General features: G+C 61.2%; 22 protein-coding genes and 1 pseudogene. 11 read left to right on the forward strand and 12 right to left on the reverse strand.

Features of this window, described 5'->3' with window-relative positions:
* Window positions 1-9 precede the first annotated feature (9 nt).
* A complete protein-coding gene (locus AC13QO_RS06935; RefSeq protein WP_285195179.1) occupies window positions 10-558 on the forward strand; it encodes a hypothetical protein in 549 nt (182 codons plus the stop codon).
* Between the two features lie 207 nt (window positions 559-765).
* Window positions 766-3,501: a hybrid sensor histidine kinase/response regulator gene (locus tag AC13QO_RS06940; RefSeq protein ID WP_488540258.1), complete on the forward strand. Its 2,736-nt coding sequence runs from the start codon at window positions 766-768 to the stop codon at window positions 3,499-3,501.
* Here the strand turns inward: AC13QO_RS06940 and AC13QO_RS06945 are convergent.
* Entirely contained in the window at window positions 3,461-3,886 is a 426-nt protein-coding gene (locus AC13QO_RS06945; protein WP_488540259.1) for a hypothetical protein, read from the reverse strand. The genes AC13QO_RS06940 and AC13QO_RS06945 overlap by 41 nt on opposite strands.
* Window positions 3,887-4,062: 176 nt before the next feature.
* Here AC13QO_RS06945 and AC13QO_RS06950 point away from each other — a divergent pair, with 176 nt between their 5' ends.
* The 3 genes from AC13QO_RS06950 (at window position 4,063) to AC13QO_RS06960 (ending at window position 5,505) form a co-directional block, all read left to right on the forward strand.
* Window positions 4,063-4,377, forward strand: coding sequence for a plasmid stabilization protein (locus AC13QO_RS06950; protein WP_302749270.1), 315 nt, complete (start codon window positions 4,063-4,065; stop codon window positions 4,375-4,377).
* Between the two features lie 109 nt (window positions 4,378-4,486).
* Entirely contained in the window at window positions 4,487-4,777 is a 291-nt protein-coding gene (locus tag AC13QO_RS06955; RefSeq protein ID WP_183701329.1) for a DUF3175 domain-containing protein, read from the forward strand.
* A gap of 2 nt (window positions 4,778-4,779) precedes the next feature.
* Window positions 4,780-5,505 (forward strand): glutathione S-transferase, encoded by a 726-nt coding sequence (locus AC13QO_RS06960; RefSeq protein WP_488540260.1) that lies wholly within the window; start codon window positions 4,780-4,782, stop codon window positions 5,503-5,505.
* Here AC13QO_RS06960 and AC13QO_RS06965 read toward each other — a convergent pair.
* The 8 genes from AC13QO_RS06965 to AC13QO_RS07000 form a co-directional block, all read right to left on the reverse strand.
* Complete coding sequence (locus AC13QO_RS06965) at window positions 5,478-6,515, reverse strand: DNA topoisomerase IB (protein ID WP_285195176.1); 1,038 nt, start codon at window positions 6,513-6,515, stop codon at window positions 5,478-5,480. The two genes, AC13QO_RS06960 and AC13QO_RS06965, sit on opposite strands and share 28 nt — an antisense overlap.
* Window positions 6,516-6,530: 15 nt before the next feature.
* Window positions 6,531-8,687: a glycogen debranching protein GlgX gene (glgX, locus tag AC13QO_RS06970; RefSeq protein WP_285195175.1), complete on the reverse strand. Its 2,157-nt coding sequence runs from the start codon at window positions 8,685-8,687 to the stop codon at window positions 6,531-6,533.
* A gap of 101 nt (window positions 8,688-8,788) precedes the next feature.
* Window positions 8,789-9,583 carry an SDR family NAD(P)-dependent oxidoreductase gene (locus AC13QO_RS06975; protein ID WP_488540261.1) on the reverse strand — a complete coding sequence of 265 codons (795 nt, stop codon included), beginning with the start codon at window positions 9,581-9,583 and terminating at the stop codon, window positions 8,789-8,791.
* Between the two features lie 344 nt (window positions 9,584-9,927).
* Window positions 9,928-11,142 (reverse strand): MFS transporter, encoded by a 1,215-nt coding sequence (locus tag AC13QO_RS06980; protein ID WP_085781027.1) that lies wholly within the window; start codon window positions 11,140-11,142, stop codon window positions 9,928-9,930.
* Between the two features lie 133 nt (window positions 11,143-11,275).
* Window positions 11,276-11,758 carry a GNAT family N-acetyltransferase gene (locus AC13QO_RS06985; protein ID WP_488540262.1) on the reverse strand — a complete coding sequence of 161 codons (483 nt, stop codon included), beginning with the start codon at window positions 11,756-11,758 and terminating at the stop codon, window positions 11,276-11,278.
* Window positions 11,759-11,807: 49 nt separating this feature from the next.
* Window positions 11,808-13,013, reverse strand: coding sequence for a 3-oxoadipyl-CoA thiolase (gene pcaF / locus AC13QO_RS06990; RefSeq protein WP_488540263.1), 1,206 nt, complete (start codon window positions 13,011-13,013; stop codon window positions 11,808-11,810).
* Window positions 13,014-13,023: 10 nt separating this feature from the next.
* Complete coding sequence (locus tag AC13QO_RS06995; RefSeq protein WP_488540264.1) at window positions 13,024-13,713, reverse strand: CoA transferase subunit B; 690 nt, start codon at window positions 13,711-13,713, stop codon at window positions 13,024-13,026.
* Window positions 13,710-14,417 carry a 3-oxoacid CoA-transferase subunit A gene (locus tag AC13QO_RS07000; protein ID WP_488540265.1) on the reverse strand — a complete coding sequence of 236 codons (708 nt, stop codon included), beginning with the start codon at window positions 14,415-14,417 and terminating at the stop codon, window positions 13,710-13,712. Before AC13QO_RS07000 ends, AC13QO_RS06995 begins: the two co-directional genes overlap by 4 nt.
* 124 nt (window positions 14,418-14,541) lie before the next feature.
* On the opposite strand from AC13QO_RS07000, the gene AC13QO_RS07005 reads away from it, so the two are divergent.
* On the forward strand, window positions 14,542-15,300 hold the full coding sequence (locus AC13QO_RS07005; RefSeq protein WP_488540266.1) for an IclR family transcriptional regulator domain-containing protein: 759 nt from the start codon (window positions 14,542-14,544) through the stop codon (window positions 15,298-15,300).
* 51 nt (window positions 15,301-15,351) lie between these two features.
* On the opposite strand, the gene AC13QO_RS07010 is transcribed toward AC13QO_RS07005, so the two are convergent.
* From AC13QO_RS07010 to AC13QO_RS07020, 3 genes are all read right to left on the reverse strand, one after another.
* Complete coding sequence (locus tag AC13QO_RS07010; RefSeq protein WP_488540267.1) at window positions 15,352-16,443, reverse strand: acyltransferase family protein; 1,092 nt, start codon at window positions 16,441-16,443, stop codon at window positions 15,352-15,354.
* Window positions 16,444-16,532: 89 nt separating this feature from the next.
* Window positions 16,533-18,047: a lipopolysaccharide biosynthesis protein gene (locus AC13QO_RS07015; protein ID WP_488540268.1), complete on the reverse strand. Its 1,515-nt coding sequence runs from the start codon at window positions 18,045-18,047 to the stop codon at window positions 16,533-16,535.
* Between the two features lie 19 nt (window positions 18,048-18,066).
* Window positions 18,067-19,152 carry a polysaccharide pyruvyl transferase family protein gene (locus AC13QO_RS07020; protein WP_488540269.1) on the reverse strand — a complete coding sequence of 362 codons (1,086 nt, stop codon included), beginning with the start codon at window positions 19,150-19,152 and terminating at the stop codon, window positions 18,067-18,069.
* 359 nt (window positions 19,153-19,511) lie between these two features.
* Here AC13QO_RS07020 and AC13QO_RS07025 point away from each other — a divergent pair.
* The 5 genes and pseudogenes from AC13QO_RS07025 to AC13QO_RS07045 all read left to right on the forward strand — a co-directional run bounded on the left by AC13QO_RS07025 (window position 19,512) and on the right by AC13QO_RS07045 (window position 26,139).
* A pseudogene (locus AC13QO_RS07025) lies at window positions 19,512-19,769 on the forward strand (FitA-like ribbon-helix-helix domain-containing protein).
* Window positions 19,770-20,179: 410 nt separating this feature from the next.
* Window positions 20,180-21,244, forward strand: coding sequence for an acyltransferase family protein (locus AC13QO_RS07030; protein WP_488540270.1), 1,065 nt, complete (start codon window positions 20,180-20,182; stop codon window positions 21,242-21,244).
* A gap of 165 nt (window positions 21,245-21,409) precedes the next feature.
* Complete coding sequence (locus AC13QO_RS07035) at window positions 21,410-22,336, forward strand: ArsR/SmtB family transcription factor (protein WP_170965829.1); 927 nt, start codon at window positions 21,410-21,412, stop codon at window positions 22,334-22,336.
* A 210-nt stretch (window positions 22,337-22,546) separates the two neighbouring features.
* Complete coding sequence (gene arfA / locus AC13QO_RS07040; protein WP_488540271.1) at window positions 22,547-24,055, forward strand: arabinosylfuranosidase ArfA; 1,509 nt, start codon at window positions 22,547-22,549, stop codon at window positions 24,053-24,055.
* A 179-nt stretch (window positions 24,056-24,234) separates the two neighbouring features.
* On the forward strand, window positions 24,235-26,139 hold the full coding sequence (locus tag AC13QO_RS07045; protein ID WP_488540272.1) for an ABC transporter substrate-binding protein: 1,905 nt from the start codon (window positions 24,235-24,237) through the stop codon (window positions 26,137-26,139).
* Window positions 26,140-26,195 lie beyond the last annotated feature (56 nt).

A 26,195-nucleotide genomic window follows, 5' to 3' on the forward strand; every position in this document is an offset into this window, starting at 1 on the left:
ATCAGGCCGATGCGAAGACTTCAGACTATACTTGCTTCGGCAGCAATTGCGTTCGTGCCTTTCACCACCGCCCTTGCGGACGATGGTCTGTCTTCGTTCGACCGTTTCGTCGATCGCTGTCTGGACCGCGGGCCGCAGTATGATCGCGCGGCCGCCCTCGCCCACCGAAACAAATGGCCGGCGCTTGCTGCCGATATGGTGTTGAGCATTCTTCCTCTTTCGGAGCCGGTGGCGTTCGACGGCTGGATAACCGGGGCGGGCAGCGCGGCGCCCTTCGAAGCCCTGGTCGTTGGAAGAGGCATGGTCGGCGAGAAGCCCGTCGAGAGCTGCACGATGGCCTTCGCCGGGACCGACGCCGCGGGCTTCGAGCACAGTCTTGTTTCGACAAAAGAGGCAAAACCATCCGGCGAGCAGAACGGGGAAGGACGTATCAGGAAGTTCTTCACGATCGAGCGCGATGGGTTGAAAGAGGCGGTGACGCTCGATCTTCCCATCTACCCTAACGGCAGCGACGAGGTGCTCGCGAGCGTCGTCGCCGAGCAGCAGACCGAGCACTGAACTTGCCCCGATGACAAAGCGCTGAATACCGAGCGGCAACCATATTTCAACCCAACCCTTTCCCCGCCATCGCAAGTCTCTATGTTGACGGTGGACGAGCTGAATCCTTACGGCGCCGCGCATCTTTTCAGGCGCCCAAGAAATGCTGTAGAACTTTGAATCGCTGCCGCTCGCACCGGCGCGGTGGCGATAGGGAAGCGGTTTTGAATGGGAAGCGTCGGCAACGGCTGGCCGAGAGGCGGCGGGAAAATCGGCGAATTGTTGCGGCATCCGGCCTTTGACGCCGTCGGTCTCGGACCGGCCGAAAGCTGGCCTGCGTCTCTCAAGCATATCGCCGAAATGGTGTTGAATTCGCGTCAGCCGAAATTCGTCGCCTGGGGACCGGATCTCGCCTTTCTCTACAATGATGCCTACGTGCCTGTTTTCCCCGACCGGCATCCTGGCGCACTCGGAAGACCCTTTCGCGAGGTTTGGGCGGATATCTGGGAACAGTTCTCGCCGATCGTCGCCAGCACGCTTGAAGGCAGGCCGCAGCTCTTCAAGGAGCTGCTCATCCCGATGCGCCGGGACGGCCGCACCGAGGATACCTGGTTTACCTTCTCCTATACGCCGCTGCGCGACGATGACGGCGCCATCGCCGGCATCCTTTGCGCGACCCTCGACGTCACCGACCAAGTGGCGGCCAAGCGGGGCGAGAAGCTGGCGCTGGAAGAACTGCGCGCCAAATCGGAGGCGCTTGCCGTCGTCAACCAGGCGGGCGCCGCTATCACCGTCGAGCCCGATGTCGAACGCCTCACCCAGATTGTCGTCGATGCGGGTGTGACGCTGACAGGCGCCGAATTCGGCGCCTTCTTCTACAATGTCGATGATGGCGAGGGCGGCAGCTACATGCTTTACGCCCTCTCCGGCGTCGAACGGAAGAACTTCGAGAAATTCCCGATGCCACGCAATACGAAGGTCTTTGAGCCGACCTTCAGCGGTGAAGGCATCGTGCGCTCCGACGACATTCTGCTCGACCCGCGCTACGGCCAGAATCCGCCGCATGCCGGCATGCCGAAAGGGCATTTGCCGGTCAGAAGCTATCTTGCCGTGCCGGTGAAATCGCGCGACGGCAGCGTCATCGGCGGCTTGTTTTTCGGCCACGGCGAACCCGGCCGCTTCTCTCAAGCCGCCGAGGCGAGCCTCGTCAGCCTTGCCGGCCAATCGGCGGTCGCAATCGACAATATCCGGCTGTTCCGTGCCGCCAAAATCGAAATCGACCAGCGCCGCCACATGGAAGATCAGCTGCGCAAACTCAACGATATGCTCGAGGTCCGGGTCGCGGCCGAGATCGCGGATCGCCAACAGGCTGAAGCAGCGCTCCGGCAATCGCAGAAGATGGAATCGATCGGCAAGCTCACCGGCGGCGTTGCCCATGACTTCAATAATCTGCTGCAGGTTATCTCGGGCAATCTGCAGCTTCTCGGCAAGGACGTGGCGGAAAATGGCCGGGCCAGAGAGCGCATTTCGAATGCGCTTGCCGCCGTCGAACGGGGCTCGCGACTGGCAAGCCAGCTGCTCGCCTTTGGCCGCCGCCAGGCGCTGGAACCGAAAGTCGTCAATATCGGCCGCCTGGTCACCGGCATGGATGACATGCTGCGTCGCGCGCTCGGCGAGGAAATCGAAGTGGAGACCATCGTCTCCGGCGGCCTCTGGAACACCTTCGCCGATCCTGCCCAGATCGAGAACGCCCTGCTCAATCTCGCGATCAACTCGCGCGACGCAATGGGTGGTGTCGGCAAGCTGACGATCGAGGTCGGCAACGCCTTCCTCGATGATTCCTACAGCCGCACCCATCCCGAGGTGAAGGCCGGCCAATATGTCGTGCTCGCCGTCACCGATACCGGCTCCGGCATGACGCAAGAGGTGATGGAGCAGGCCTTCGAGCCGTTCTTTTCGACAAAACCGGAAGGCAAGGGCACCGGTCTCGGCCTCTCCATGGTTTACGGTTTCGTCAAACAGTCCGGCGGTCACGTGAAGATTTACAGCGAGATCGGCGAAGGTACGACCGTCAAACTCTACCTCGCCCGCTCGTTGCGCAGCGAGGATCGCGCCGCGGCGGCCGACAACCTTCCGGCAACCGGTGGGACCGAAACGATCCTCGTCGCCGAGGACGACGAGGGCGTTCGCGCCACGGTCGTCGAGATGCTCTCGGATCTCGGCTATTACGTGCTGAAGGCGAAGGATGCGCAAAGCGCCCTCACCGTCATTGAAAGCGGTGCCCACATCGACCTGCTCTTTACCGATGTCGTCATGCCCGGTCCGTTGCGCAGCCCGGAGCTTGCCCGCATGGCGCGACAGCGCCTGCCCGACATCGCCGTGCTCTACACCTCGGGCTATACGGAAAACTCAATCGTTCACGGCGGCAGGCTCGATCCAGGCCTGGAGCTGCTCTCCAAGCCCTATACGCGCGAGGAGCTCGCCCGCAAGATCCGCCAGGTGCTCGCCAACCGGCCGCAACGCCACCAGGCAGAGGCCAATGCGCCGGTGTCCAATGCAAAGCAACCCGATCCAAAGGTTCCCGGCACGGCCGGAAAGCTGAAGCTGCTGCTCGTCGAAGACGATGCATTCATCCGGATGGATACCGCCGAAATCCTGCAGGATCTCGGCTACGACGTCATCGAGGCGGGCAGCGGCGAACAGGGCATTGATATCCTTGGTCACACGCTCATCAACGTGATCGTCGTCGATGTCGGCCTGCCCGGCATGTCGGGCTCGGCCTTCGCCGCCAAGGCGCGGGAAGCCTTTCCTTCCGTCGGCCTGGTCTTCGCCACGGGCGACAGCGACCCGCCCGACGCCGCTCGCTTCTCCGGCTCGGTGCTGCTGATGAAACCCTACACCACAGCTGCGCTCGACCGGGCGGTCAAGAGAGCCGTCCAGCTTTCCGAAGCTGAACCGCCCTAACCGCACCGTCGAACTCGGGATATTTGCGCATCAGGTCGACCTCGCTGGTGCAGCTGTCGTCGCGCGCCGTCAATTCGATCGAGATCGTGTCGCCAGGATCGAGGCGGCCGTCGTCATGATGGTCGCCATCGTGATGGCTGCCGCCGTCGTAACGACTACCGTCATTGTGATAGACGGGAATGCGGGCGCCGCTCTGGCTGACAAGCACGGCATCCCTCTTGAAACCCCTCCGCAGCAGCCAGTCGCGCGGCGCCATCAGGCGGATATCGACCTCGTAGGAATGTCCCTTCCCTTCCTTGAAGCTGACCGTGTAGGTGACCGGCGATACCTGGCCGTTCACGTCGATCGTGCCGTTTCCATCGGCTTTGACGATGTGTTTTTCCATGTTCTCGGTTCCTTGCTGCATGCGGGCTTAAGTAGGCGTGCCCATCGAAAACCCGACAAAATCGGCTTTTGTTCCGAAATCTGGGACAATGACCCTCTAGGGAACTTTTCCCCTTCCCACCGGTTGGATTCTCTTACAACCGCGCTCGAGCGCTTTGCAAACCACAGGAGGCGACGATGCCGCGAGGAGACAAATCCGACTATACCGACAAGCAAAAACGCAAGGCCGAACACATTGAGGAGAGCTACGAGGAGCGCGGCGTCTCTGAGAAGGAGGCCGAACGGCGCGCCTGGGCGACGGTCAACAAGGAAAGCGGCGGCGGCAACAAATCCGGTTCCGGCCGCGGCAAGAAGGATACGCATGAATCCTCCAAAAAGGGCGGCCGGGCCGGCGGCGCTGCATCCGCGGCACGCTCGAAGGAGGAACGCTCCGCTTCCGCCAAGAAGGCGGCCGCGACACGCAAGCGCAACGAGCACCATAGCCACCACTAAACATGTGCCGAAGGGTGTGAGCGGTCTCGGGCGGCACCATGCTCCAACCAATCGAGAAGAGGACGGCAGGCGCCAGTTTGTCGCCAGTCCGTCCGGCAAGGATTTTGTCATGGCCAAATCGAAGAAGAAATGGTCGCAGGACGTTACCGAACACAGCAACGCGATGGACCTCAAGGAAGGCGTGTTCAAATCGGACGATCCGAAGGAGATCGCCCGCTCGATCAAGCGCTCCGCCGAGGAAAGCGACCGCCGCAAGTCCAGCCCGTTTCGCGCTGCCATGTCGATGCTGACCTTCTACATCAACCGCGCTGGCGAGCAGCTGTCGAAAAAGCGGCGCGGCACCCTTGAAAAGGCCAAGGACGAACTGCGAAAAGACTTCGGTCGTCAATCGAGGCGTTGAGCATGGCATATGAGCTTTATTATTGGGACGGCATCCAAGGCCGCGGCGAATTCGTACGCTTGGCGCTGGAGGAAGCCGCCGCCGACTATGTCGACGTCACGCGTCAGCCCGGCCGGGGAACGGGCGCCATGCTCGAGATCATGAAGAGCGATGGCGAGCCGCACATTCCCTTCGCTCCGCCCTTCCTGAAGGACGGCGACCTCATTATCCCGCATGTCGCCAACATCCTGTTTTACCTCGGGCCGAAGCTCGGCCTTGCGCCGGAGGACGAAAGCCTTTGCTACGTCGCCAACGGCCTGCAGCTTACCATCACCGATTTCGTTGCCGAAGTGCATGATACGCACCACCCGATCGACCTGTCGCTTTATTATGAAGACCAGAAGCAGGAAGCCAAAGCACGCTCGGCCGCCTTCATCCGGGACCGCATTCCCAAATTCCTCGGTTATTTCGAGCGCGTTCTGAAGCGCAATCCGAAAGGCGCCGATCATATAGTCGGCAATGCGCTCACCTATGTCGACCTCTCGCTTTTTCAGGTGATCGAGGGCCTCACCTATGCCTTTCCCAAGGCAATGAAGAAGAGCAAGGCCGAATACCCCGCTCTCCTTGCCCTTCATGATGCGGTGGCGAAGCGGCCGAACATCGCCCGCTATCTCGCCTCCCCTCGCCGCCTCGCCTTCAACGAGGAAGGGATTTTCAGACACTATCCGGAGCTGGACGGCGCGAGCTGAAGAGATCCCTCGGTCTCGCATATGAGGAAATCAAGCAGCCTGTTTTCTTCGGCCCGCAAGCCCCGCAGCGGCTCGCTACCGCCCTCGATCAAAGGATGATCATTGCCGGCCAGCGCGATGATTGCCGGATGGATATAGCTCGAGCGCGAGATCGCCGGCGTATTGTGCAGCGCCTCGGCCGCAGCCTCCGACATTTCCTTCACCGTCGGCCGTCCGCCGCCGACGATCCTTTCGCGGGCGACCCCGAAGGCCGCCAGCGATCCGGCCCAGGTGCGGAAGGTCTTGGCGGAGATCGGAATGCCCGATATTTCGGCCAAATAGGCATTCAGCCGGCCGGAGTCGACCGGTTTCAGCACGCCGCTTTCATCCTTCCAGACGAAGAGCTGGCGGCCGGGAAGGTCGGAAATCTCTTCCAGGATTTTCTGCAGCCTGGGATGCTTGAGACTGCGCTGGACGCGCTTGCCGCCCTTGGCCCGGAATTTGAGCTCGATCCGCCCGTCGACGATTTTCAGATGCCGCTTCAAGAGCGTCGTCGCGCCATAGGTGCCGTTCTCCCTGACATAGGCCTGATTACCGACCCGCAGATGCGCCTCGTCGAGCAGCGTCGTCAAAGCCGCCAGCACGCCGTTGACATCCTCGACGCCGGTGTCGAGATGCCGCAGGACGGTGCGGCGGATCTTCGGCAGCGCCTGACCGAATTCGATCAGTTGGTAGAATTTTCCGGCGCTGCGGAACGATTGCCAGTCCTTGTGATAGCGGTATTGTTTGCGCCCGCGCGCATCGATACCGGTCGCCTGCAGATGACCGTTCTCGTAGAGACAGATCCAGACGTTCTCGTAGGCTGGCGGCAAGCCGAGCGCGCCGATGCGCGCCCGCTGCGATTCATCCGAAAGCGTCGTACCGTCAGGCATCACATAGCTGAAGCCCTTGCCTTTCCTGCGCCTGCGGATGCCCGGTTCGGTATCGCTGACATAGATTAGGCCAAGTTCGGTAATGGCTTCGGCATTCATGCTGTTGGCGCCCTGCTATTTGCTCCGGCGGCCGAACTGGAACCACCGGCGGCGCTGGGCCTTGGTCGCCCCTTCCGGCGGTTGCGTCTGGCCTGTCGGCGCGAATACGGCGACGCTCTGGGTATAGACCATGACGGGATTGGCTTCGTCGTGTACCTCGAAGGCACCGGTTTCAGCCCCGGTGTCGAGAACGCGTGACCACTGTTTCAGTCCGTTCACGATTGGCAGATGAACCTCGCAATCGCCGCCGGCGTTGAAGACGAGGAAGAGGTCATCCATCTTCTCGGTATCGAGTGCGTGCACGCTCTTCGAGAAGTACACGCCAAGGACCTGCAGTCCATCGTCGTTCCAGGCCGCGTCATCCATAAAATTGCCGTCCGGCTTGTACCAGGCGATCTCGATACGCCCGTCCTCGCTGGTTTCGCCGGTCAGGAACCGCTCCTGCCTGAGGACCGGATGAGCCTTGCGGAAGGCGACGGCCTGCCGACAGAAATCGAGGAAGGGATCGTCGAGCCCATCCCAGCCTGTCCAGCCGATCTCATTGTCCTGGCAATAGGCGTTGTTATTGCCGCCCTGGCTGTTGCCGAGCTCGTCGCCGGCCAGGATCATCGGCACGCCCTGGGACAGCATCAGTGTCGCCATCATGTTGCGCCGCCGGCGTGCGCGTGCCGCGTTAATATTGGCATCATCGGTGGCGCCCTCGAAGCCCATATTGTCGGAATGATTGTCCGAATGCCCGTCCCGGTTATCCTCGCCGTTCGCCTCATTGTGTTTGCCGTCGAAGGAAACCGCATCCATCAACGTAAAGCCGTCATGGGCCGATAGAAGATTGATCGAGGAGGTCGCCCCCCGATCGGAATGGTTGAATTGCGGCGCAGAGCCGGTGATGCGCGCCGCCAGTTCCGACACCATTCCGCTGTCGCCCTTCCAGAAACGGCGCACGTCGTCGCGGAACTTGTCGTTCCATTCGCGGAAAGGGTGCGGGAAACCGCCGACCTGATAGCCGCCCGCGCCGATATCCCAGGGCTCGGCGATCAGCTTGACGCCGGCAAGGATCGGATCCTGACGAATGGCGCCGAAGAACAGCCCCTGCCGGTCGAACTCCAGATCCTGTCGCCCGAGCGTGCTGGCGAGATCGAAGCGGAAGCCATCGATATGCATGACGCCGACCCAATAGCGGAGGCTGTCGAGCACCATGCGCATCACCAGCGGATTGGCGACATTCAGCGTGTTGCCGGTCCCTGTTGTATCGAAGGTATGACGGGGATCATCGGGTGAAAGGATATAATAGCTCGCATTGTCGAGCCCACGGAAGGACAGCGTCGGCCCCTTCTCGCTGCCTTCGGCCGTATGGTTGTAGACCACGTCCATGATGACCTCGATGCCGGCCGCATGGAACCGCTTCACCATGGTCTTGATCTCGGTGATCTTGTCACTCGAGAGATAGCGCGACTGCGGCGCGAAGAAACCGAGCGTCTGGTAACCCCAATAGTTTCGCAGCTTCTTTTCGACCAGATAACGGTCGTCGAGGAAATACTGGATCGGCAGGAGCTCGATCGCCGAAATGCCGAGCTTGACGAGATGATCGATGATCGGATCGCTGCACATGCCGAGAAAGGTGCCGCGCAGCCGGTCCGGCACTTTCGGATGCGTCATCGTCAGGCCCCGCACATGCGCCTCGTAGATGATCGTATCCGTCCAGGGCCGGCGGATCGCCTCTTCACCCGCCCAGTCGAAATCGGGATCCTGCACAACGCTCTTGACCATGAAAGGCGCACTGTCACGGTCGTCGAAGGAAAGATCGTCCTCACCGATCCGATAGCCGAACAGCGCGTCATGCCACTGCAGTTCGCCCGTCACCTGTTTGGCATAAGGGTCGAGCAAAAGCTTGTTCGGATTGAAACGATGGCCGGCGCCCGGATCATAGGGGCCATGGGCGCGATAGCCGTAGACGGTGCCCGGTCCAATGCCGGCGATATAGCCCGACCAGATATCGCCCTCGCGTTTGGGCAAGGGCAGCCGAGCGATTTCATCCTTTCCGTCGGGTGAAAACAGGCAGAGCTCGATCTGTTCCGCATGCGCCGAGAAGACGGCGAAATGAGTGCCGGAACCCGTATACTCCGCCCCCAGCTCCGGCTTGAGGAAGTCGAGTTCCGAAAATGAAAAGCTCATGGCACCCCGCCTGATGAAAAGACCAAGCGGGAAACGTGAAGGTGGTTCGAAAGTTCCGTAGCCCCGGGGAAAGCGGACGCTGTCGTTGCCGATCGAGGCGTTTACGGCATCAGCTGACCGCCATTGACCTCGATGATCTGGCCGGTGATGTAGCCTGAGAGCGTCGGCGAAGCGAGGAAGAGATAGGCGCCGACGCAATCCTCCGATGTGCCGACGAAGCCCATCGGGATCGATCTGCGTTGCAGCTCCATCTGCTCGTCATTGGTATAACGCTCGTGGAAGGGCGTGGCGATGACACCCGGCGCCACCGCGTTGACGCGGATCCTGTCGGCGACGAACTCCTTGGCATGGCCGCGCGTGATGGTCGAGACGAAGCCCTTGGAGGCGGCGTAGAGGACCGCGCCATTGCCGCCGCCGTTGCGGGCGGCGATCGATGTGGTGTTGATGATGAAGCCGCCCTGTTTCTTCAGCCAGGGATGGGCCGCGCGCGTCGCCGCCAGCACCGAGCGGGCATTGAGGTCCATAACCGCGGCATAATGGGCGTCGGTATATTCGGAGGTCGGCTTGCGCCCCAGCATGCCGCCGGCATTGTTGATCAGCCCGTCGAGATGGCCGAAGGTCTTCGCCGTCTCCTCGACGACACGCTCCGTCTCCCCCTCCCTCGACACGTCGCCCTGGATCAGATGCACAGCACCGCCGGCGGCGCGGATCTCCTCGGCGAGCCTCTCGGCCGGCTCCCGGCTGGCATTGTAATGCACCCCGACCTTGGCACCTTGGGCGGCAAAGGCGCGGGCGACGGCCGCTCCAATGCCGGTCGAGGCACCGGTAATCAGTACGGCCTTGCCGGCGAGATCCGGCAGTCTGATGGATGCGAGCAATTGAGCAAGTTCTGTCATGGCCAAGAAGCCTCCCGAAAAACCAAGGACATAGGTGATGAAACAGACGGGGGAAGTCTATCAGCCGAAATCGGCGAAGCGCAATGCACGAAAGCGGGAGATTAGGCTCGTGGGTGATGACATGGCTAGTGGGTTCGGACCGCCTGGCTGCCCCTCACCCTAACCCTCTCGCCGTAAACGGGGCGAGGGGACGTGCCACGCGAGAGGTCAGAGGAGAATGGAGAGACTGCGACATGGTCCCTTCGCCTCGCGTGCGGGGGTCCGAAGGACGGGGCGAGACCCGTGGCTCGACCCCGGTCGGTGCCGGCAGGCGGATGAGGGGCGGACCTCGCCGATCTCCACCCTCAAGAAGACACGCCCAAGACCGCCTCCTGTTCGCGGCGCCCAAGAGGTGGAAATGCGAGCGCGATCGCCGCAGCCCCGAGCCCGACCATGGCCGAGCCGATGAACAGCCAGGAATAATTGGCGAAGGTATCGAAGATCCAGCCGCCGATCAGAGGCCCGAAGGCCATGCCGAGGCTGGAGAGCATCGTCGCCGCGCCGAGGACGGTACCGATGATGCGCTGGCCGAAATATTCCCGCGCCAGCACCGCATAGAGCGGCATCACGCCGCCATAGGCGCTGCCGAAGACGATGGCGAGCGCATAGAACTCCGTCAGCTCGCTGACCAGGAGATAGGTCGCGAGTGCGGCCGCCTGCACCAGGAGGCCGGCGACCAGGACCGGCTTCACGCCGATCCTGTCGGCGAGACTGCCATAGAGCAGCCGACCGCCGAGGCCCGCCAGGCCTTCGACACTGTAGATGCTGACGGCCGCCATCGGTGCGACGCCGCAGATCGTCGCATAATTCACCATGTGGAAGATCGGGCCGGAATGGGCCGCACAGCAGGCAAAGAAGGTGAGGCCGAGCACGATGAACTGCGGTGACCGGAAGACTTTCGAGAGCTGTGGCCGGGCGCCCGCCGCGGCAAATTCGGTACCGGCATCGACGGCTTCGGCAGGCGGACGCCTGACCAGCAGGGCGGCCGGCACCAGCAGCACCCAGGTGGCGATGCCGATGATCAACATGGCAGGGCGCCATTCATAGGCCGAGATCAGCCAGCGGGCGAAGGGCGAAATCGTCATCGGGGCTACCCCCATGCCGGCCGAGACCAGCGACACGGCAAGACCGCGGTTCACGTCGAACCAGGCGGTGGTCGCGGCGATCATCGGCGCGAAGAAAGCGCTGGCGGCCAGTCCGACCAGGATGCCGTAGGTCAGCTGGAATTCGATGAGTGTTGCGGCGCGGCTGGCGAGCACCAAGGCCAGGCCGAGCAGCACGGACCCGACCAGCACGACGATGCGCGGGCCGAAACGGTCGCTCGCCGCACCCCAGAGGAAACCGCCGAAACCCATGACGAGGAAATTGAGCGTCATGGCGCTGGCGATCCCGACATGCGACCAGCCGGTGGCGGTAGCGATCGGCTCCTGGAAAATCGCCAGCGAGAACATTGCGCCAATGGCGACGCACGACATCAGGGCGCCGACGGCGACGATGACCCAACGATAGGAAACACTCATGGCTTCATACCTCCATGCCGACAGAGTGATCGCGACGCGTGCAGCCGGTCGGCCACTTTCCGCGCCTTGCAATTAAAGACGTTCGAACCGCTGAGATTTCGACAGCGCCGTCACACTTTTTTCCACCGGCCGCTTAGAGCGTGCGGAACATCACCAAGGCGTCAACATAACCCTCAGTTGGATGCAGGAAGACACCGGGCAGCCGGCCGACGATTTCGAAGCCGAGGGATTGCCACAGCGCGACAGCGCGGCGATTGCTGCTGACGACGAAATTGAACTGCATAGCCCGAAAGCCCCGTGACCGGGCATGCTCGAGCGAATGTTCGTGCATGCGGCGGGCGACGCCGCGGCCGCTCGCGGCGGCATCGGTCATGTAGCCGCAATTGCAGACGTGGCGCCCGCCGCCGGCCTGATTGGCCTTGATGTAATAGGTACCGAGGATGACGCCGTCCTCTTCCGCGACGAAGGTCTCGCGGTCCGCTCCCAGCCAGTAGGCGAGCGCATCGGCTTCGGAGAGATCGCGGTCGAGCGCATAGGTTTCGCCGGCGCGGATCGTCGGGCCGATGATCCGCCAGATTGCGCTGCGGTCGCTAGTGGCTGCGGGTCGGATCAGCATGCCCGATTTTTACAGAAGCCCGATATGGCGCGCAACAGGCGCTGCGCTCTCACACTCTTTCGAGCGCGATCGCAATCCCCTGCCCCACACCGATGCACATGGTCGACAGCGAATACCGGCCGCCGGTTTCGACAAGTTCCAGCGCCGCCGTGCCGGTGATGCGGGCCCCCGACATGCCCAAGGGATGGCCTAGCGCAATCGCGCCGCCATTGCGGTTCACCCGCCGGTCGTCATCGGCGATGCCGAGTTCGCGCAGCACCGCCAGCCCCTGGCTGGCGAAGGCTTCGTTGAGCTCGATCACGTCGAACTGGTCCTGTGTCATGCCGAGCCGCGCCATCAGCTTGCGCGAGGCAGGGATCGGCCCGATGCCCATGACCCGCGGCGGAACCGCGGCGGCAGCACCGCCGAGGATGCGGGCGATCGGCGTCAGACCGTATTTTCGCACCGCCGCTTCCGAGGCGACGATCAGCGCCGCCGCCCCGTCATTGACGCCGGAGGCATTGCCCGCCGTTACCGTGCCACCTTCCTTTTTGAAAGGGGTGGCGAGCTTCGCCAGAGCCTCGATCGTCGTCGCGCGCGGATGCTCGTCCTTGTCGACGACGATGGGCTCACCCTTGCGCTGGGGAATGGTGACCGGGACGATCTCCTTCGCCAGCCGTCCGCTCGCCTGGGCAGCCGCCGCCTTCGCCTGGCTACGCAGCGCGAAGGCGTCCTGATCGGCGCGGCTGACATGATAGTCGGCGGCGACGTTCTCGCCCGTCTCCGGCATCGAATCGACGCCATACTGCTTCTTCATCAGCGGGTTGACGAAGCGCCAGCCGATCGTCGTGTCGTGAATTTCGGCGGCCCGCGAAAAGGCCGTCTCGGCCTTCGGCATGACGAAGGGCGCGCGCGACATGCTCTCGACGCCACCGGCGAGCATCAGTTCCGCCTCGCCGGCGCGGATGGCGCGCGCCGCCGTCATCACTGCATCCATGCCGGAGCCGCAGAGCCGGTTGATCGTCGTGCCCGGCACCGTGATCGGCAAGCCGGCCAAGAGCGCCGACATGCGGGCGACATTGCGGTTGTCCTCGCCCGCCTGGTTGGCGCAGCCGAAGATCACGTCGTCGACGCCTTCCCAGTCGACGCCGCCGTTGCGCGTCATCAGCGCCCTCAGCGGAATAGCGCCGAGATCGTCGGCGCGCACTTGGGATAGCGAACCGGCGAAGCGGCCGATCGGCGTCCTGATATAGTCGCAGATGAAGGCTTCGGTCATGGCATTTCCCTTAGAGTTTCGGAACGACGAGATCGGCCACCGGGCCGTCGACGTGCAGTCGCGCGCCGGTCATCGCCTGCAGTTCTTCCAGCGAGATGGCTGCGAGCTTCTCGCGCAGGACGAAGCGTCCCTCGACGATGTTGATGACGGCGTGGCTCGTATAGACGCGGGTGATGCAGGCGACGCCGGTCAACGGGAAGGTGCATCTCTCCACCAGCTTCGGCTCGCCTGTCTTGGTGACGTGCTCGGTGATGACGCAGACCTGCTTGGCGCCATGCACCAGGTCCATGGCGCCGCCGACGGCCGGCACACCCTTGCTGCCGACCCGCCAATTGGCAAGATCGCCATTCTCCGCGACCTGATAGGCGCCGAGGATCGCGACGTCGAGATGGCCGCCGCGCACCATGGCGAAGCTGTCGGCGTGGTGGAAGAAGGCCGCTCCCGGCTTCAGCGTCACCGCCTTCTTGCCGGCGTTGATCAGATCCCAGTCCTCTTCACCTTCGGCCGGCGGCTCGCCAAAATTGAGGATGCCGTTTTCGGTATGGAAGATCGCCTGACGGCCGGGCGGCTGGTAGCGGGCGACCATTTCGGGAAAGCCGATGCCGAGATTGACATAGGCGCCGTCGGCAATGTCCTGCGCCGCGCGCCAGGCGATCTGCGCATTGGAAAGTTTGATGTCGTCCCTGATATCGACGGTCATACGTAGACCACTCCGGCTCGGATGAGCTCTTCTTCCTGCTGCGGATGGGGCACGGCGACGAGACGGTCGACGAAGATGCCGGGGGTGACGACATGCTCGGGATCGATGCCGCCGGCCGGCACGATCGAGGAAACCTGGGCGATGGTCCTGGCGGCCGCCATGCACATCAGCGGATTAAAATTGCGGCCTGCCTTGTTGTAGGTGAGGTTGCCGTGGACATCGCCGACCGCAGCCTTGACGATCGCAAAATCGGCTTTCAGCCAGCGCTCCTGCACATAATGGCGGCCGTCGAATTCGGCGATCACCTTGCCTTCCGCGAGTTCGGTGCCGTAGCCGGTCGGCGTATAAAAAGCCGGAATGCCGGCGCCGCCGGCGCGGATGCGCTCGGCGAGCGTGCCCTGCGGCACCAGCTCGAGCTCGATTTCGCCGGCCAGGTATTTGTCGGTGAAAGCGCGCGGATCCGAAGAGCGCGGGAACGAGCAGATCATTTTCCGGACCAGGCCGGCGTCAATCATCGCGGCGATGCCGATGCGGCCGTTGCCGGCGTTGTTGTTGATCACAGTCAAGTTTTTCGGACCCCTGTCAATCAGGGCATGGATCAGCTCGATCGGCGCGCCCGAGCCGCCGAAGCCGCCGATCATGACCGTCGCGCCGTCGCCGATCTCGGAGACGGCCTCAGCCGTGCTCGCGATTGTCTTGTCCATGGGGATCTCCTCAGCCCGTCTGCTGTCAGAAGTATACCGCCGCAGGAGCAGCCGCAAGATATTCCGTGCGATATTTGACATTTGTTCGTATATCGCACACAAATGCTGGCGGAGGATCGAATCCATGCGCGAAACGGATTTCGTCAGCGGCTTTGCCCGCGGCCTGAAAGTCATCGAGGCCTTCGGCGAGACGCGGCAGCGGCTGTCTATCGCCGAAGCCGCGAAGCTGACCGCGCTCGACCGCGCCACGGTGCGGCGTTCGCTGCTGACGCTTGCCGATCTCGGCTATGCCGATTATGACGGCAAGTTCTTCACGCTGACGCCGAAGATCCTGCGGCTCGGCCATGCCTATCTCGCCGCAACGCCGCTGCCGGCGCTCCTGCAGCCGCATCTCGACCTTCTCTCGGAAAAGTCCGGCCAGAGCGCCTCGGCCTCGGTGCTCGACGGCACCGAGATAGTCTATATCGCCCGCGCCGCGCAACGCCGGGTCATGTCGATCAATCTGACCCCCGGCAGCCGCCTGCCCGCCTATTGCGCCTCGATGGGCCGGGTGCTGCTGGCGGCCCTTTCCGAGACAGAGGCGCGCGCCATCCTGGCCAGGAGCGAGCTGAAGCAGAACACGGCCAATACCAAAACCGATCCGGACGAACTCATCGAAGAATTCCGCCGGGTGCGCGCAGAAGGCTGCGCCGTCATCGATCAGGAGCTGGAGATCGGCCTCTGCTCGATTGCCGTGCCCGTTGAAAACGACCGCGGCGAAACGATCGCGGCGATCAATATCGGTGCCCCGGCCGCCCTCGTCCCGGCCGCCGAGATGAAGGTGCGCTATCTCAAGCTGTTGAAGGAAACACAGGCCGCACTGCGGCCGCTACTGCGGCGGTGACAGCAGCTGGAACTGCGCATGCCAGATCACTCGCGGTTGCCTGTGATCGAACTATGCGGCCCGACGCGCCCGGAAAGCCGTGGCTTTGTCTATGAGACGAGCGGTCATGTAAGCGAAACAGACCACCGCACCGAGAAGCACCAGAAACGCGAGGGGGCCATTCAGACCAATCGAACCCGCAAGGGGCTTGAAGACGCCGATCACGCCTCGGTGCAGGATGTAGACGGGATAGGAGATGTATCCAATCCACGTCGCCAACCCTTCTGCCTGGGCGGGCATCTCCAGCAACAGGCCGAGTGTGACGATGAGCGGCGCCAGGGTGATCGCGAAGATCAGATCATAGTAGGGCCGCAGTACGAGCGGAACCGGAGCTACGATGCAGATCAGCAAAAGCAGGCAGGGCGCCAGTGCGACCCAGCCCCTCCTCCAGGCCGAAACGCCGTTGAAGAGACGGCTGATAACGACGCCTGCGGTAAATGAGAACATCACCCTCGGCAGTCCACCCACTGCGGAAGGCCACTCCCAGCCGATATTCAACATGCCGTACTTCAGACCGACAAAAACCAAGAATGCCGCCGAGACGAGCGCAACGGCGCAGAGGGCGCGGACGGAGAGCCGGAAGAGCCACAGTGCGAAGACGATATTCACCAGCAATTCCCAGAACATCGACCAGGCCGGGCCGTTGACCGGAAACATCCCTTGCATCGGATGCGCTTGAAGGAAATACATCGGGCTGGGCAAAACGAAGGTGTTGGCTGCGCTCGACACCAGCAGATCGACCGTGCTTTGGGCTCGCAGTCCCCAGCTCGTCAACAGAATGATCTGCACGAGGCCAACCAAGATCCCGAGCAGATAAAGCGGATACAGGCGTTTGATGCGGGCCTTCATGAATGACTGAAATGGCAGGCCGCGCGACAGCCTTCGTCCATAAATGTCAGCGATAATGAAGCCGCTGAGAACGAAGAAAAAGTCGACCGCCAGATAAGCCGATGGCGCGTATCTCTCCTGGAAGTGCGTGGCGACAACACAAATGGCGGCAAAGCCGCGCATGTCATCGAGCGTATAGTAGCGGCTGCGGCCACTTGTCGAAACATCTGCCCGGTGAAGCTGATGTAACGGATAATCGCGGTCGAGATCTGTCATCTTGTCGATTATCCCATGCGCTTGCGGCCGAAGGCCGTTTGGGTTGAGAGACGGGCGGCGAAACAATCCGCCGGGCTGGAGCCAGGAAATCACACAGGGGTGGCCACTGCGCCCCTGTTACCCTTGCGCTGCCGAGCCTGTTTGATGCTGCCGATCAGGACATTCAGGCGCGCCCTGCACAGCAAGAATATCAGGCTGCAGTAAGCGATGCCGCCTGCAAGGGCTTCTATAGCCAGACGTGCGTAGGGCGACCAATGAAGCAACAGTTCGTGCAGCAGCAAAACGACAGCCACCATCGCTGCACTGGCCGTGGTCGGCCGCAGGAACTGCGCCAAATATGCCGGCACACTCAGCTCTATATGCTGCGACACCTTCCAGCTGGTGATCGGCCAGAACAACAGGACTTCGATCATGATCGCAAACACGACTGTCGTCACGCCGTAGGGGTAAAGAACTGCGATGGTCAGAAGCGTGAGAACATTTCGAGCCAGCTGGTAGTAAAACCACCAATCCATCTCTCCCTGGCTTTTTATCAGGGATGCCTGCACGTAGCCGATCCCAGCCATCAAGCCAATAACGCAGTAGAATCGAACCGGCCAAACTGCCTCGATCCAGTGCGCTCCGAAAATCGTCGTGATTGCATCATCGGCAACTGCCGCAAGCCCGATGAAGACGGGGTAGGAAACCAGGGCACAGCCAAACGTCGCCATCAGGAATGCTTCCCGGACCTTCTTCGGATCGGCCCGCAACGAAGACAGCAGCACGTGCGTCACCGACGTCAGGCCGCCGGCGATGACGTTGTTGATCATGTCGAACAGGCGCTTGGAAAAGTTATAGATGCCGAGCGCCGACGGGCTCAGGAGCACGCCGATGAGCAAGTTGTCCAGGCTCATCGTCTGTAAAAAACGGGTGCCGGATGCAAAGAAACCGTAGTGAAGCAGATCATTGAGGCTCGCTTTCTTTATCTTCAGGCCGGGAATCCAACCCGCACCCCAGAAAGCGGCGCCGCACGATGCCGCTGTGGCGGCGATCTGGGCAATGGCAAGCCCCCACAAGCCGAAACCGGCGAGAACCAGAACAAGGCAAAGGCAAGCAGACGTGACAGTCGCGATGACTGTGCGGACGGCCACCAGATGGAATGACATTTTCCTGTTCACGATCGCATTCGGAACGACGGCCGTGAAGTCGAAGAATACCTTCAATCCCATGATGTAAATGAGATAGGTGACTTCCTTATGCCCGACATAGGCCGCGATCGACGAAGCGGCCAGGCATAAGGCGCCGTAGACCAGGAACGAAAAGCCGAGCGAAAGCAGGAATATCGTGTCGAGGTGGCTGCGCCTGATCTCGGCTCTCTGGATGATCGCTTCGCCAAAGGCAGTCGGCCCGAAACTCGCTGCAAAGGAGACGATGCTGAAGGACAGCGCGACAAGACCGAAGTCCTGAGGCTGGAGAATACGAGACGTGACAACAAAAACAGCGAAGGTCAGGACCGTCGGAATAAGGGTACTGAGTGCCGACCAGAAGGCACCCGTTACGGCTGCGGCGGACCGGTTCTCACTGACATGGCTGAAGAGAATATCGTCGTCTTGCAAAACCGACAAACTGAGCTCCTACCGATAATCAGACTATGGAAGGTTGAGGGACCAGATCGGGGGCGGGAATACTGGGACCGACAGTCATGGGCCGGCTCGACTTGTACCAGGTGCCGCCGATTTCATAGGGCAGGCGAGACATTGCAGCGAAAATCTCGCTTGCGTTCGTCGCTTTCTCAACCAGAGGGCTGTCGCAAGTCCGGCTATCGATGAAAGCGTGAAGATTGCTGCCGTCTCTCGCGACCGCGACATGCGGCTTATTGAGCAACAGACAGAGAATGTGACCGTGTAGATGGTTGGTAATAATCCGCTCTGCGCCGGACAGGATCCTCACGCCATAATCGACATAGCGACGGGCGACATCCTCGCGGTGCTGCGCCATCATCGCCGTGCGGCTCAATCCATGCCGCAGCGCTGAGCTGACGATGCTCGACATGCGCAGGCGCGACAAACTGTCTGGACCATTGATCCAATTGGTCAGAGGTCCGTCAACAATCGCTCGCGCGTTGGCTATATCGACGTCGTCCTCGCCAAGAGGCTGCATGACATACAACACTCTCAGAGGGTCAGCGTCGAAGGGCTTCAGCGTCTCGATACCGAATGCCGTGTCCGGGCCCGCCTCGACCTCACAATCGAAGTTCGCTCTTGCCAGTTCGAAGCTCTGGTCATCGCGCGTCAGGCAGAAGAAGTTGCGATGCCTGCCAATCGTGCGTTTGGCGTATTCCTTGAGCGACTCGTTGGCGAAGTGGACCCTCTGCGGCATCTGGATGATCGTCCGATCCGGGTATTTCCATAGCAGGCGGCAGCGAATATCATCCCTGCCCGACCGCAAATCCCCAAAATCACTCCACCCGCAAATGAAAATTGGGGCGTCAGCCGGCGTTGCATTTATCTCGTCCAGACTTTGAGATGCGCCGCAAGTAAGCACGGGCATCCGGCCCGTTACTTCTTTTAAAACTAGCGAAAGGCCGAGCCAGCTTGCATGGTGCCCCGGATCTTTTTGTGATGGACAATCCACTATTATGTAAGGATGCCCGGGTTTTGCAAACTTCCTTAGTATTTCAACCAGCTTTTGTTTTTGTCTCTGTATTACAACCTGGCCGAGATGATGCATAAATTCTACTTGATTCTCTAAATTTCATCAGGATGACTTTATATCTCCAGGCTTTATCAGTCAATGGACTTCGGCGCGACATAGAAGCGCACTGGATTTACATTACTTTTTCGTAAGGTTAGACATGCTGGATTGTCGGATGAGGGCCTTCTATCGCTTACTGCGCCGGTCTTCTCCCAGCGTTCGGCTCGTCCGATCAGCCGTGGCCAAACATAGTGATGGAAAAGCTCGGCCCGATATTGTCCCGGCGTTGATCTTCGCGGCGGCTGGGTGTGCTCTGCCTCGCCTGATAAACTGACGACAGGAATAGTTTCGCGACCGTTGCTCGAGAACATGCAATCAGTGATTTATATGCTATCATTGATAAACGGAGGCAAACGGCCAGCGTGACGATCCGTAATCTGGATGAGGGATTGAAGCAGCGGCTGCGCGTTCGCGCCGCGAGGCATGGCCGTTCCATGGAAGATGAAGCACGCATATTCTGCGTACGGCACTTGCGACCACTGGCGGCGCGCAACCTGGCCGAGATCATTCGCCCGCTGCAGCCGGTCGGGGGAGTTGAACTCGAAATTCCACCCCGAGAGCCGATCCGCGACGCGCCGGACTTCGACGCGTGATCATTCTCGATACCAACGTCATTTCGGAACTGCTCATACCGCTGTCGTAAATACCGATGAGGGATGTTGTGCGCCCAGCCATTCGATGACGGCCACATCCGGCGCCGGCGTAGGCCGAGGCGCTCTGGCCGGACTTTTCCCGAGAGAAGGTCGAGATGCGGCTGCAGGAGCGCCGGCAGGACCGCTGCCTCGATCCGGCGCCGACCGGGAGAGAGGAGGCGCAAGCCATATAGAATATCCGCTTCGGTGTCCTACGCCCTGGTCGCCGGACCGAGCTGAGCCACCTGTCGGAGGCGCATTTGGGTTGGATCGGAGAGTATCTCAGCTCAGCCGCGTTTTCACACCGGCTCGTGACAACATTCCAAACTCCCCTTAATGGTTGTTAGCTTTGGAAGCGCCGGAGGTTTCGCATGCACGGGGGAAAGAAGGCATTTTACCCGAACTTCAACATGATCAGGCTCGTCGCAGCCTCGACGGTGATCTTCTCGCATGCCTTCCTTATCGTGGAAAAGACCTCGGCGAACGAGCCCTTCGAGCGGTTGTTCGGAGAGGGTAATATCCTCGGCCTATTCGGCGTCTATGTGTTTTTCATCACCAGCGGATTCCTCGTTACGCAGAGCGCGCAGTTCGGCGGCGCGGTTGGTTTTCTCTGGCGGCGGGCCCTGAGGATATACCCGGCGTTCATCGTCTGCACCCTGCTCAGCGTCTACGTCCTGGGCGCCATGTTCAGCCCGCTGGGCGTCAGTGGCTACTTGCTGAAATCGCTTCATCTGAAGACGACGTTGCATTCGCTGCTCGACCCGAACTTTGGCATGACCCTGCCGCATGTGCAGTTTTATGATCCGGCAATCTCCTGGCTCGCCACTTCCGTCAACGGCTCTCTCTGGACGATCGGGCAGGAAATCTTCTGCTACCTGATCGTCGCGGGATTGATGGCAATCGGGCTTCTGCGAGCGCCGCTGATGGCACTTGCCGTCGCCGCGGGCGTGACATGGCAGCTTTTCTTCGATCATCCGTGGCCAAACATACGCTTCCTGACGGATTTCACCTTTATCGCTCCCTATTTCTTCTGCGGTTCGCTTCTCTGGTTCGTGATGGAAAAGCGGCGGCCCAGCATTGTCCTGGCATTGGTCTTTGCGGCGCTCGGCGTGCTCTTCCTCGTCTTCTGGCCCGGCTATCTTTACGGCCGCATGTTGTTCGCCTATCCGCTTGTCTACATCGCGACCTCGCCCTCCCTACGCCTGCCGACTCTCGAACGATTGGGCGACATCTCCTACGGCACCTATCTCTATGGCTGGCCAGTGGAGCAGGTGATGAACCATGCCCTCGGCCAGTACAGCACATGGTGGGCCGTCTTTGCCCTTTCGCTGCCGACAGCATGGTTGCTCGGCTGGCTTTCATGGCATCTCCTGGAAAAGCGTGCGCTGCGCCTGAAGCGGATCCCGCTCCTCCAGCGACAGCCTGTCAGCCCTTGAGAAAAGCTGACTTCCGACCCACAGTTCGCAGCGACGTTTGACGCTCTGATTGTCGCAGCCGGACCTTGGCGCGTGATTGTTCTCGCTTAGCGCATCATTCCGAACTACTCCACTTGCTGCATCATAATTTCCGATATACATCATTCTATCGGAAACTATGGGGAAATGATGGAACGCTCGTTTTTGACGATCGCCGCCGGCGAGAACAGTGAGGCGATACGGGCGCTTTCGGCGCCGGCGCGGATCGAGATATTGAAGCTGCTCTGCGCCAAGGGGCCGCTTAACATCAACGATATCGCCCAGGCGCTTTCCCTTCCCCAATCCACCGTCGCCACCGGCATCCAGATCCTGGAAGATGCCGGGCTCGTCGATTCCCGGCTGGCCAAGGCGCGCAAGGGCAACCAGAAGATCTGCTCGGCGGTCTATAGCGAAATCCTGATCAGCTTCGAGGAAAGCGCGGCGCAAAGGGCCAACAATATCATCGAGGTCGAGATGCCGGTCGGGCTTTATACGAGCTGCGACGTGCATGCGCCCTGCGGTCTCTGCTCGACCGAGAGCGTCATCGGCCCGCTCGATGTGCCGGACTATTTCCTCGATCCGCAGCGCATGCAGGCCGGGCTGGTGTGGTTTGGCCGCGGTTATGTCGAATATAAATTCCCCAACAATGCCAAGGTGTTGAACAAGGATATTCGCGCTATCGAATTTTCGCTGGAGCTGTCATCCGAAGTGCCCGGCACCAATCCGGACTGGCCCTCCGACATCACGCTCTGGGTCAACGGCATGGCGATCGGCACCTGGACCTCGCCGGGCGATTACGGCGACAAGCGCGGCGCCTTCACGCCCGCCTGGTGGAAGCTCGAAGGTTCGCAATACGGGACGATGAAAACCTGGCGGATCTCGACGCGCGGCACCTTTATCGACGGTATCGCCGCATCGAATATCACGCTCAGCGATCTGGCGCTCGGCCAGCATTCGTCGATCCGCCTGCGCGTCGGCATCGCCGAAAATGCCGGCCACACAGGCGGCGTCAATATTTTCGGCCGCGGCTTCGGCAATCACGGCCGCGATATCACCATGCGGCTGCATGTCTGAATTTATAATATCGGATATCCTGATTTAAAAATCGCATTTATTTCGTGTTTCAGCAGCCGCTAAACTTAATTAAGCTATTGCATTTCAATATCTTTCCTCCGGATCTGCATTAGTATGATTAAACCGGCCTCTCGGTTGACATCACGACATTCCTGATATCAAGTTAGAGGCAAGAAAACAAAATTTCTGATACATAAACGGGAGGATCCGTTGAAGACGAATGTCGTTGCCCACCGCGATTTCCGCATCGCGACCATTGACGCCAGGCTCTACAGCTCGTTTCTCGAGCATCTCGGCAGAGCGATCTACGGCGGCATCTATGAGCCCGGACATCCGACAGCCGATGAAGACGGCTTCCGCCGCGACGTGCTCGATCTGGTGCGTGAACTCGACACGCCCTACTGCCGTTATCCCGGCGGCAATTTCGTCTCGGCCTATAATTGGGAAGACGGCGTCGGCCCGCGCTCGGAGCGCCCGGTTCGCCTCGATCTTGCCTGGCGCACCCGCGAAGCCAACCAGGTCGGCGTCAACGAATTCGTCGACTGGTGCAAGAAGGCCAATACCAAGCCGATGCTGGCCGTCAATTTGGGATCACGCGGCCTCGACGCCGCCCGCAACTTCCTCGAATATTGCAACCATCCCGGCGGCACCTACTGGTCGGACCTGCGCCGCAAACACGGCTGGTCCAATCCGCATGATGTCAAACTCTGGTGCCTCGGCAACGAGATGGACGGCCCCTGGCAGGTCGGTCACAAATCGGCCTATGAATATGGCCGGCTGGCGGACGAGACGGCCAAAGCCATGCGCGGCTTCGACAAGTCGCTCGAACTCGTCGTCTGCGGCTCGTCGAATTCCGACATGAAGACCTATCCGCAATGGGAGGCCGAGGTTCTCGACCAGTGCTATGACAGCGCCGACTACATCTCGCTGCATATGTATTTCGCCAACCGCGAGAAGAACACCCTGAACTACCTCGCCCGGGCGACCAAGCTCGACCGCTACATCACCACGATCGGCGGGGTGATCGATTACATCAAGGCGAAGAAGCGCTCGAAGAAGACGATCGGCATTTCCTTCGACGAATGGAATGTCTGGTACCATTCCAACCAGCAGGACAAGGAGATCCTGGCGCGCGACGAATGGCCGGATGCGCCGCATCTGCTCGAGGACGTCTATAATTTCGAGGACGTGCTGCAGGTCGGCGGCATCCTCAACACCTTCATCCGCCGCTCCGACCGGGTGCGCATCGCCTGCATCGCCCAGCTCGTCAACGTCATCGCCCCGATCATGACCGAGGACGGCGGTGCGGCCTGGCGCCAGACGATCTATTATCCCTTCTATTACGCCTCGCGCTATGGCCGCGGCACGGCACTGCAGCTCGTCGTCGACGGCCCGACCTATGACAGCGACGAGGAGAACGAGGTTCCCTATCTCGACGTCTCGGCCGTGCATTCCGAGGATGGCCGGTCGCTGACCTTCTTTGCCGTCAACCGGCATCCCGATAGCGCGCTCGATCTCGACGTGCGGCTCGAAGGTTTCGGCGGCGCCCGGCTGATCGAGCAGGTGGAGATGACCCATGGCGATCTCGAAGCCGTCAACACGGCGCGGCGGCCGGAGACGGTCGTGCCCGCCAAGGTCGAGACGGCAAGGATTGAGGATGGACGGGTGCGGGCGGCGCTGAAACCGCTGTCCTACAACGTCATCCGGCTGTCGGTGTGACAGCCGGTGCCGGGGTAAGCCCGGGCTGAGAGATCGGTCGCTCGCGAGGAGGCAGGCGGCCGGAGGATGGTTCGCCGAAGACTAGGGCTCGCAAGCTCCGGCTTCTGCGAACCGACAACCGCGACATGCCCCTGCGTGCCTCGAAGGCCGCCGCATCGTCGCTTACAAGGGAGGAGTTCATGCAAAAGTGGAAGAGGTTTGCATTCGGCTTCGTGCTGGCCACGCTCGGTCTGACCGGTCTGGCTATCGCTGAAGACTACACCTCCTTGCCGCGCAAGGAGACGCTCATCGTTGAAAATCCGGAAGGGACGATCAAGAATCCCGGCTGGTTCAACATCTGGGTCAATGGCGGCGGCGGGGTTTCGACCGGGCTGCAGCAGCTGACCATGGATACGCTCTGGTATATCGACCCCGAACAGGGGCTTGGCGGCGCGGCCTGGGACAATTCGCTCGCCGCCGACAAGCCGCAATATAATGCCGACTTCACCGAAATGACCGTGAAACTGCGCAAGGGGCTCTACTGGAGCGACGGCGTCGAGTTCACCGCCGACGACGTCGTCTATACCGTCAAGACGCAGATGGATCATCCCGGCATGGTCTGGAGCGCGGCCTTCTCGGTGCAGGTGGCAAGTGTCGAGGCGACCGATCCGCAGACCGTCGTCTTCAAGCTGAAGAAGCCGAATTCGCGCTTCCATGCGATCTTCACCGTGCGCTGGAACGGCGCCTGGATCATGCCGAAACACGTGTTCGAGAAGGTCGAAGATCCGCTGCGCTACGATTTCGCCAATCCCGTCTCGCTCGGCGCCTACAAGCTGAAGGCCTACGATCCGCAGGGCAAATGGTATACCTGGGAGAAGCGCGATGACTGGCAGCGCACCTCGCTTGCCCGCTTCGGCGAGCCGGCCCCGAAATATGTGACCTATACCGATCCCGGCCCGCCGGATAAGCGGACGATCGCCCAGCTCGAGCACAATCTCGATATCATCCACGACAATACGCCGGAGGGCATGTTCACCCTCAAGGAGAAGTCGAAGACCATCGATACCTGGTTCCCGGGCTTCCCCTTCGCCCATCCGGATCCGACGCTGCCGGCCGTGATCTTCAACACCCAGGAAGCGCCCTTCGACAAGGCCGACGTGCGCTGGGCGCTGGCCCTGTTGATCGACATCAAGGCCGTCGACATGGCGAGCTACCGCGGGGCGGCGACGCTTTCCGCACTCGGCGTGCCGCCGACGGCGGCGACGATGAAAGACTATCAGGCGCCGATGCAGGACTGGCTGAAGGATTTCGAGATCGATACCGGCAAGAGCAAGATCAAGCCCTATGACCCGACGGTCGGGCAACAGATCGCCGATATCCTGCGCAAGCAGCCGAAGTTCAAGGACCAGATCCCGACCGATCCGGAAGCGATCAGCGGTGCCTTCGGCTATGGCTGGTGGAAACCGAACCCGAAAGCGGCCGGCGAACTGCTGGAGAAGGCCGGCTTCAAAAAGTCAGGCGGCAAGTGGCTGACCCCGGATGGACAGCCCTTCAAGATCCGCATGACGGTCGAAGGCGACACACGCTCGGTCTTCACCCGCGCCGGCACGCTGATTGCGCAGCAATGGGCGGCCTTCGGCATCGACGCCAAAGCTGTGCCGGCCGCGAAACTGTGGCAGACGGCGCTGCAGCCCGGCGATTTCCAGGTGGCGATCGCCTGGAGCGTCGAAACCTGGGGCGGCGATCCCGACCTCTCCTTCTTCCTCGACAGCTGGCACTCCCAGTTCGTCGCCAAGAAGGGCGAGGTTCAGCCGCCGCGCAACTGGCAGCGCTGGTCCAATCCGGAGCTCGACAAGATCATCGAGAGCATCCGCGGCATCAGCGCCGACGATCCGAAGGGCATGGAGCTCGGCAAGGATTATCTGAAGCTGGTCGCCCGCGAAATGCCGACGATCCCGCTGATGTCCTATAACGTCTTCACCTCGATGGATACGACCTATTGGACCGGTTATCCCACCATCAAGGACCCCTATACGGATCCGGTGCCGAACTGGGCGAACTCCAGGTTGATGATGGTCAAGCTGAAGCCGGCTCAATCGCAATAACCCTCCCAACGCCGGCGTGCGAGCCATCGCGCCGGCCCCCTCATCGGCGGGCATGT

Source organism: Rhizobium sp. CNPSo 3670 (assembly GCF_057784555.1).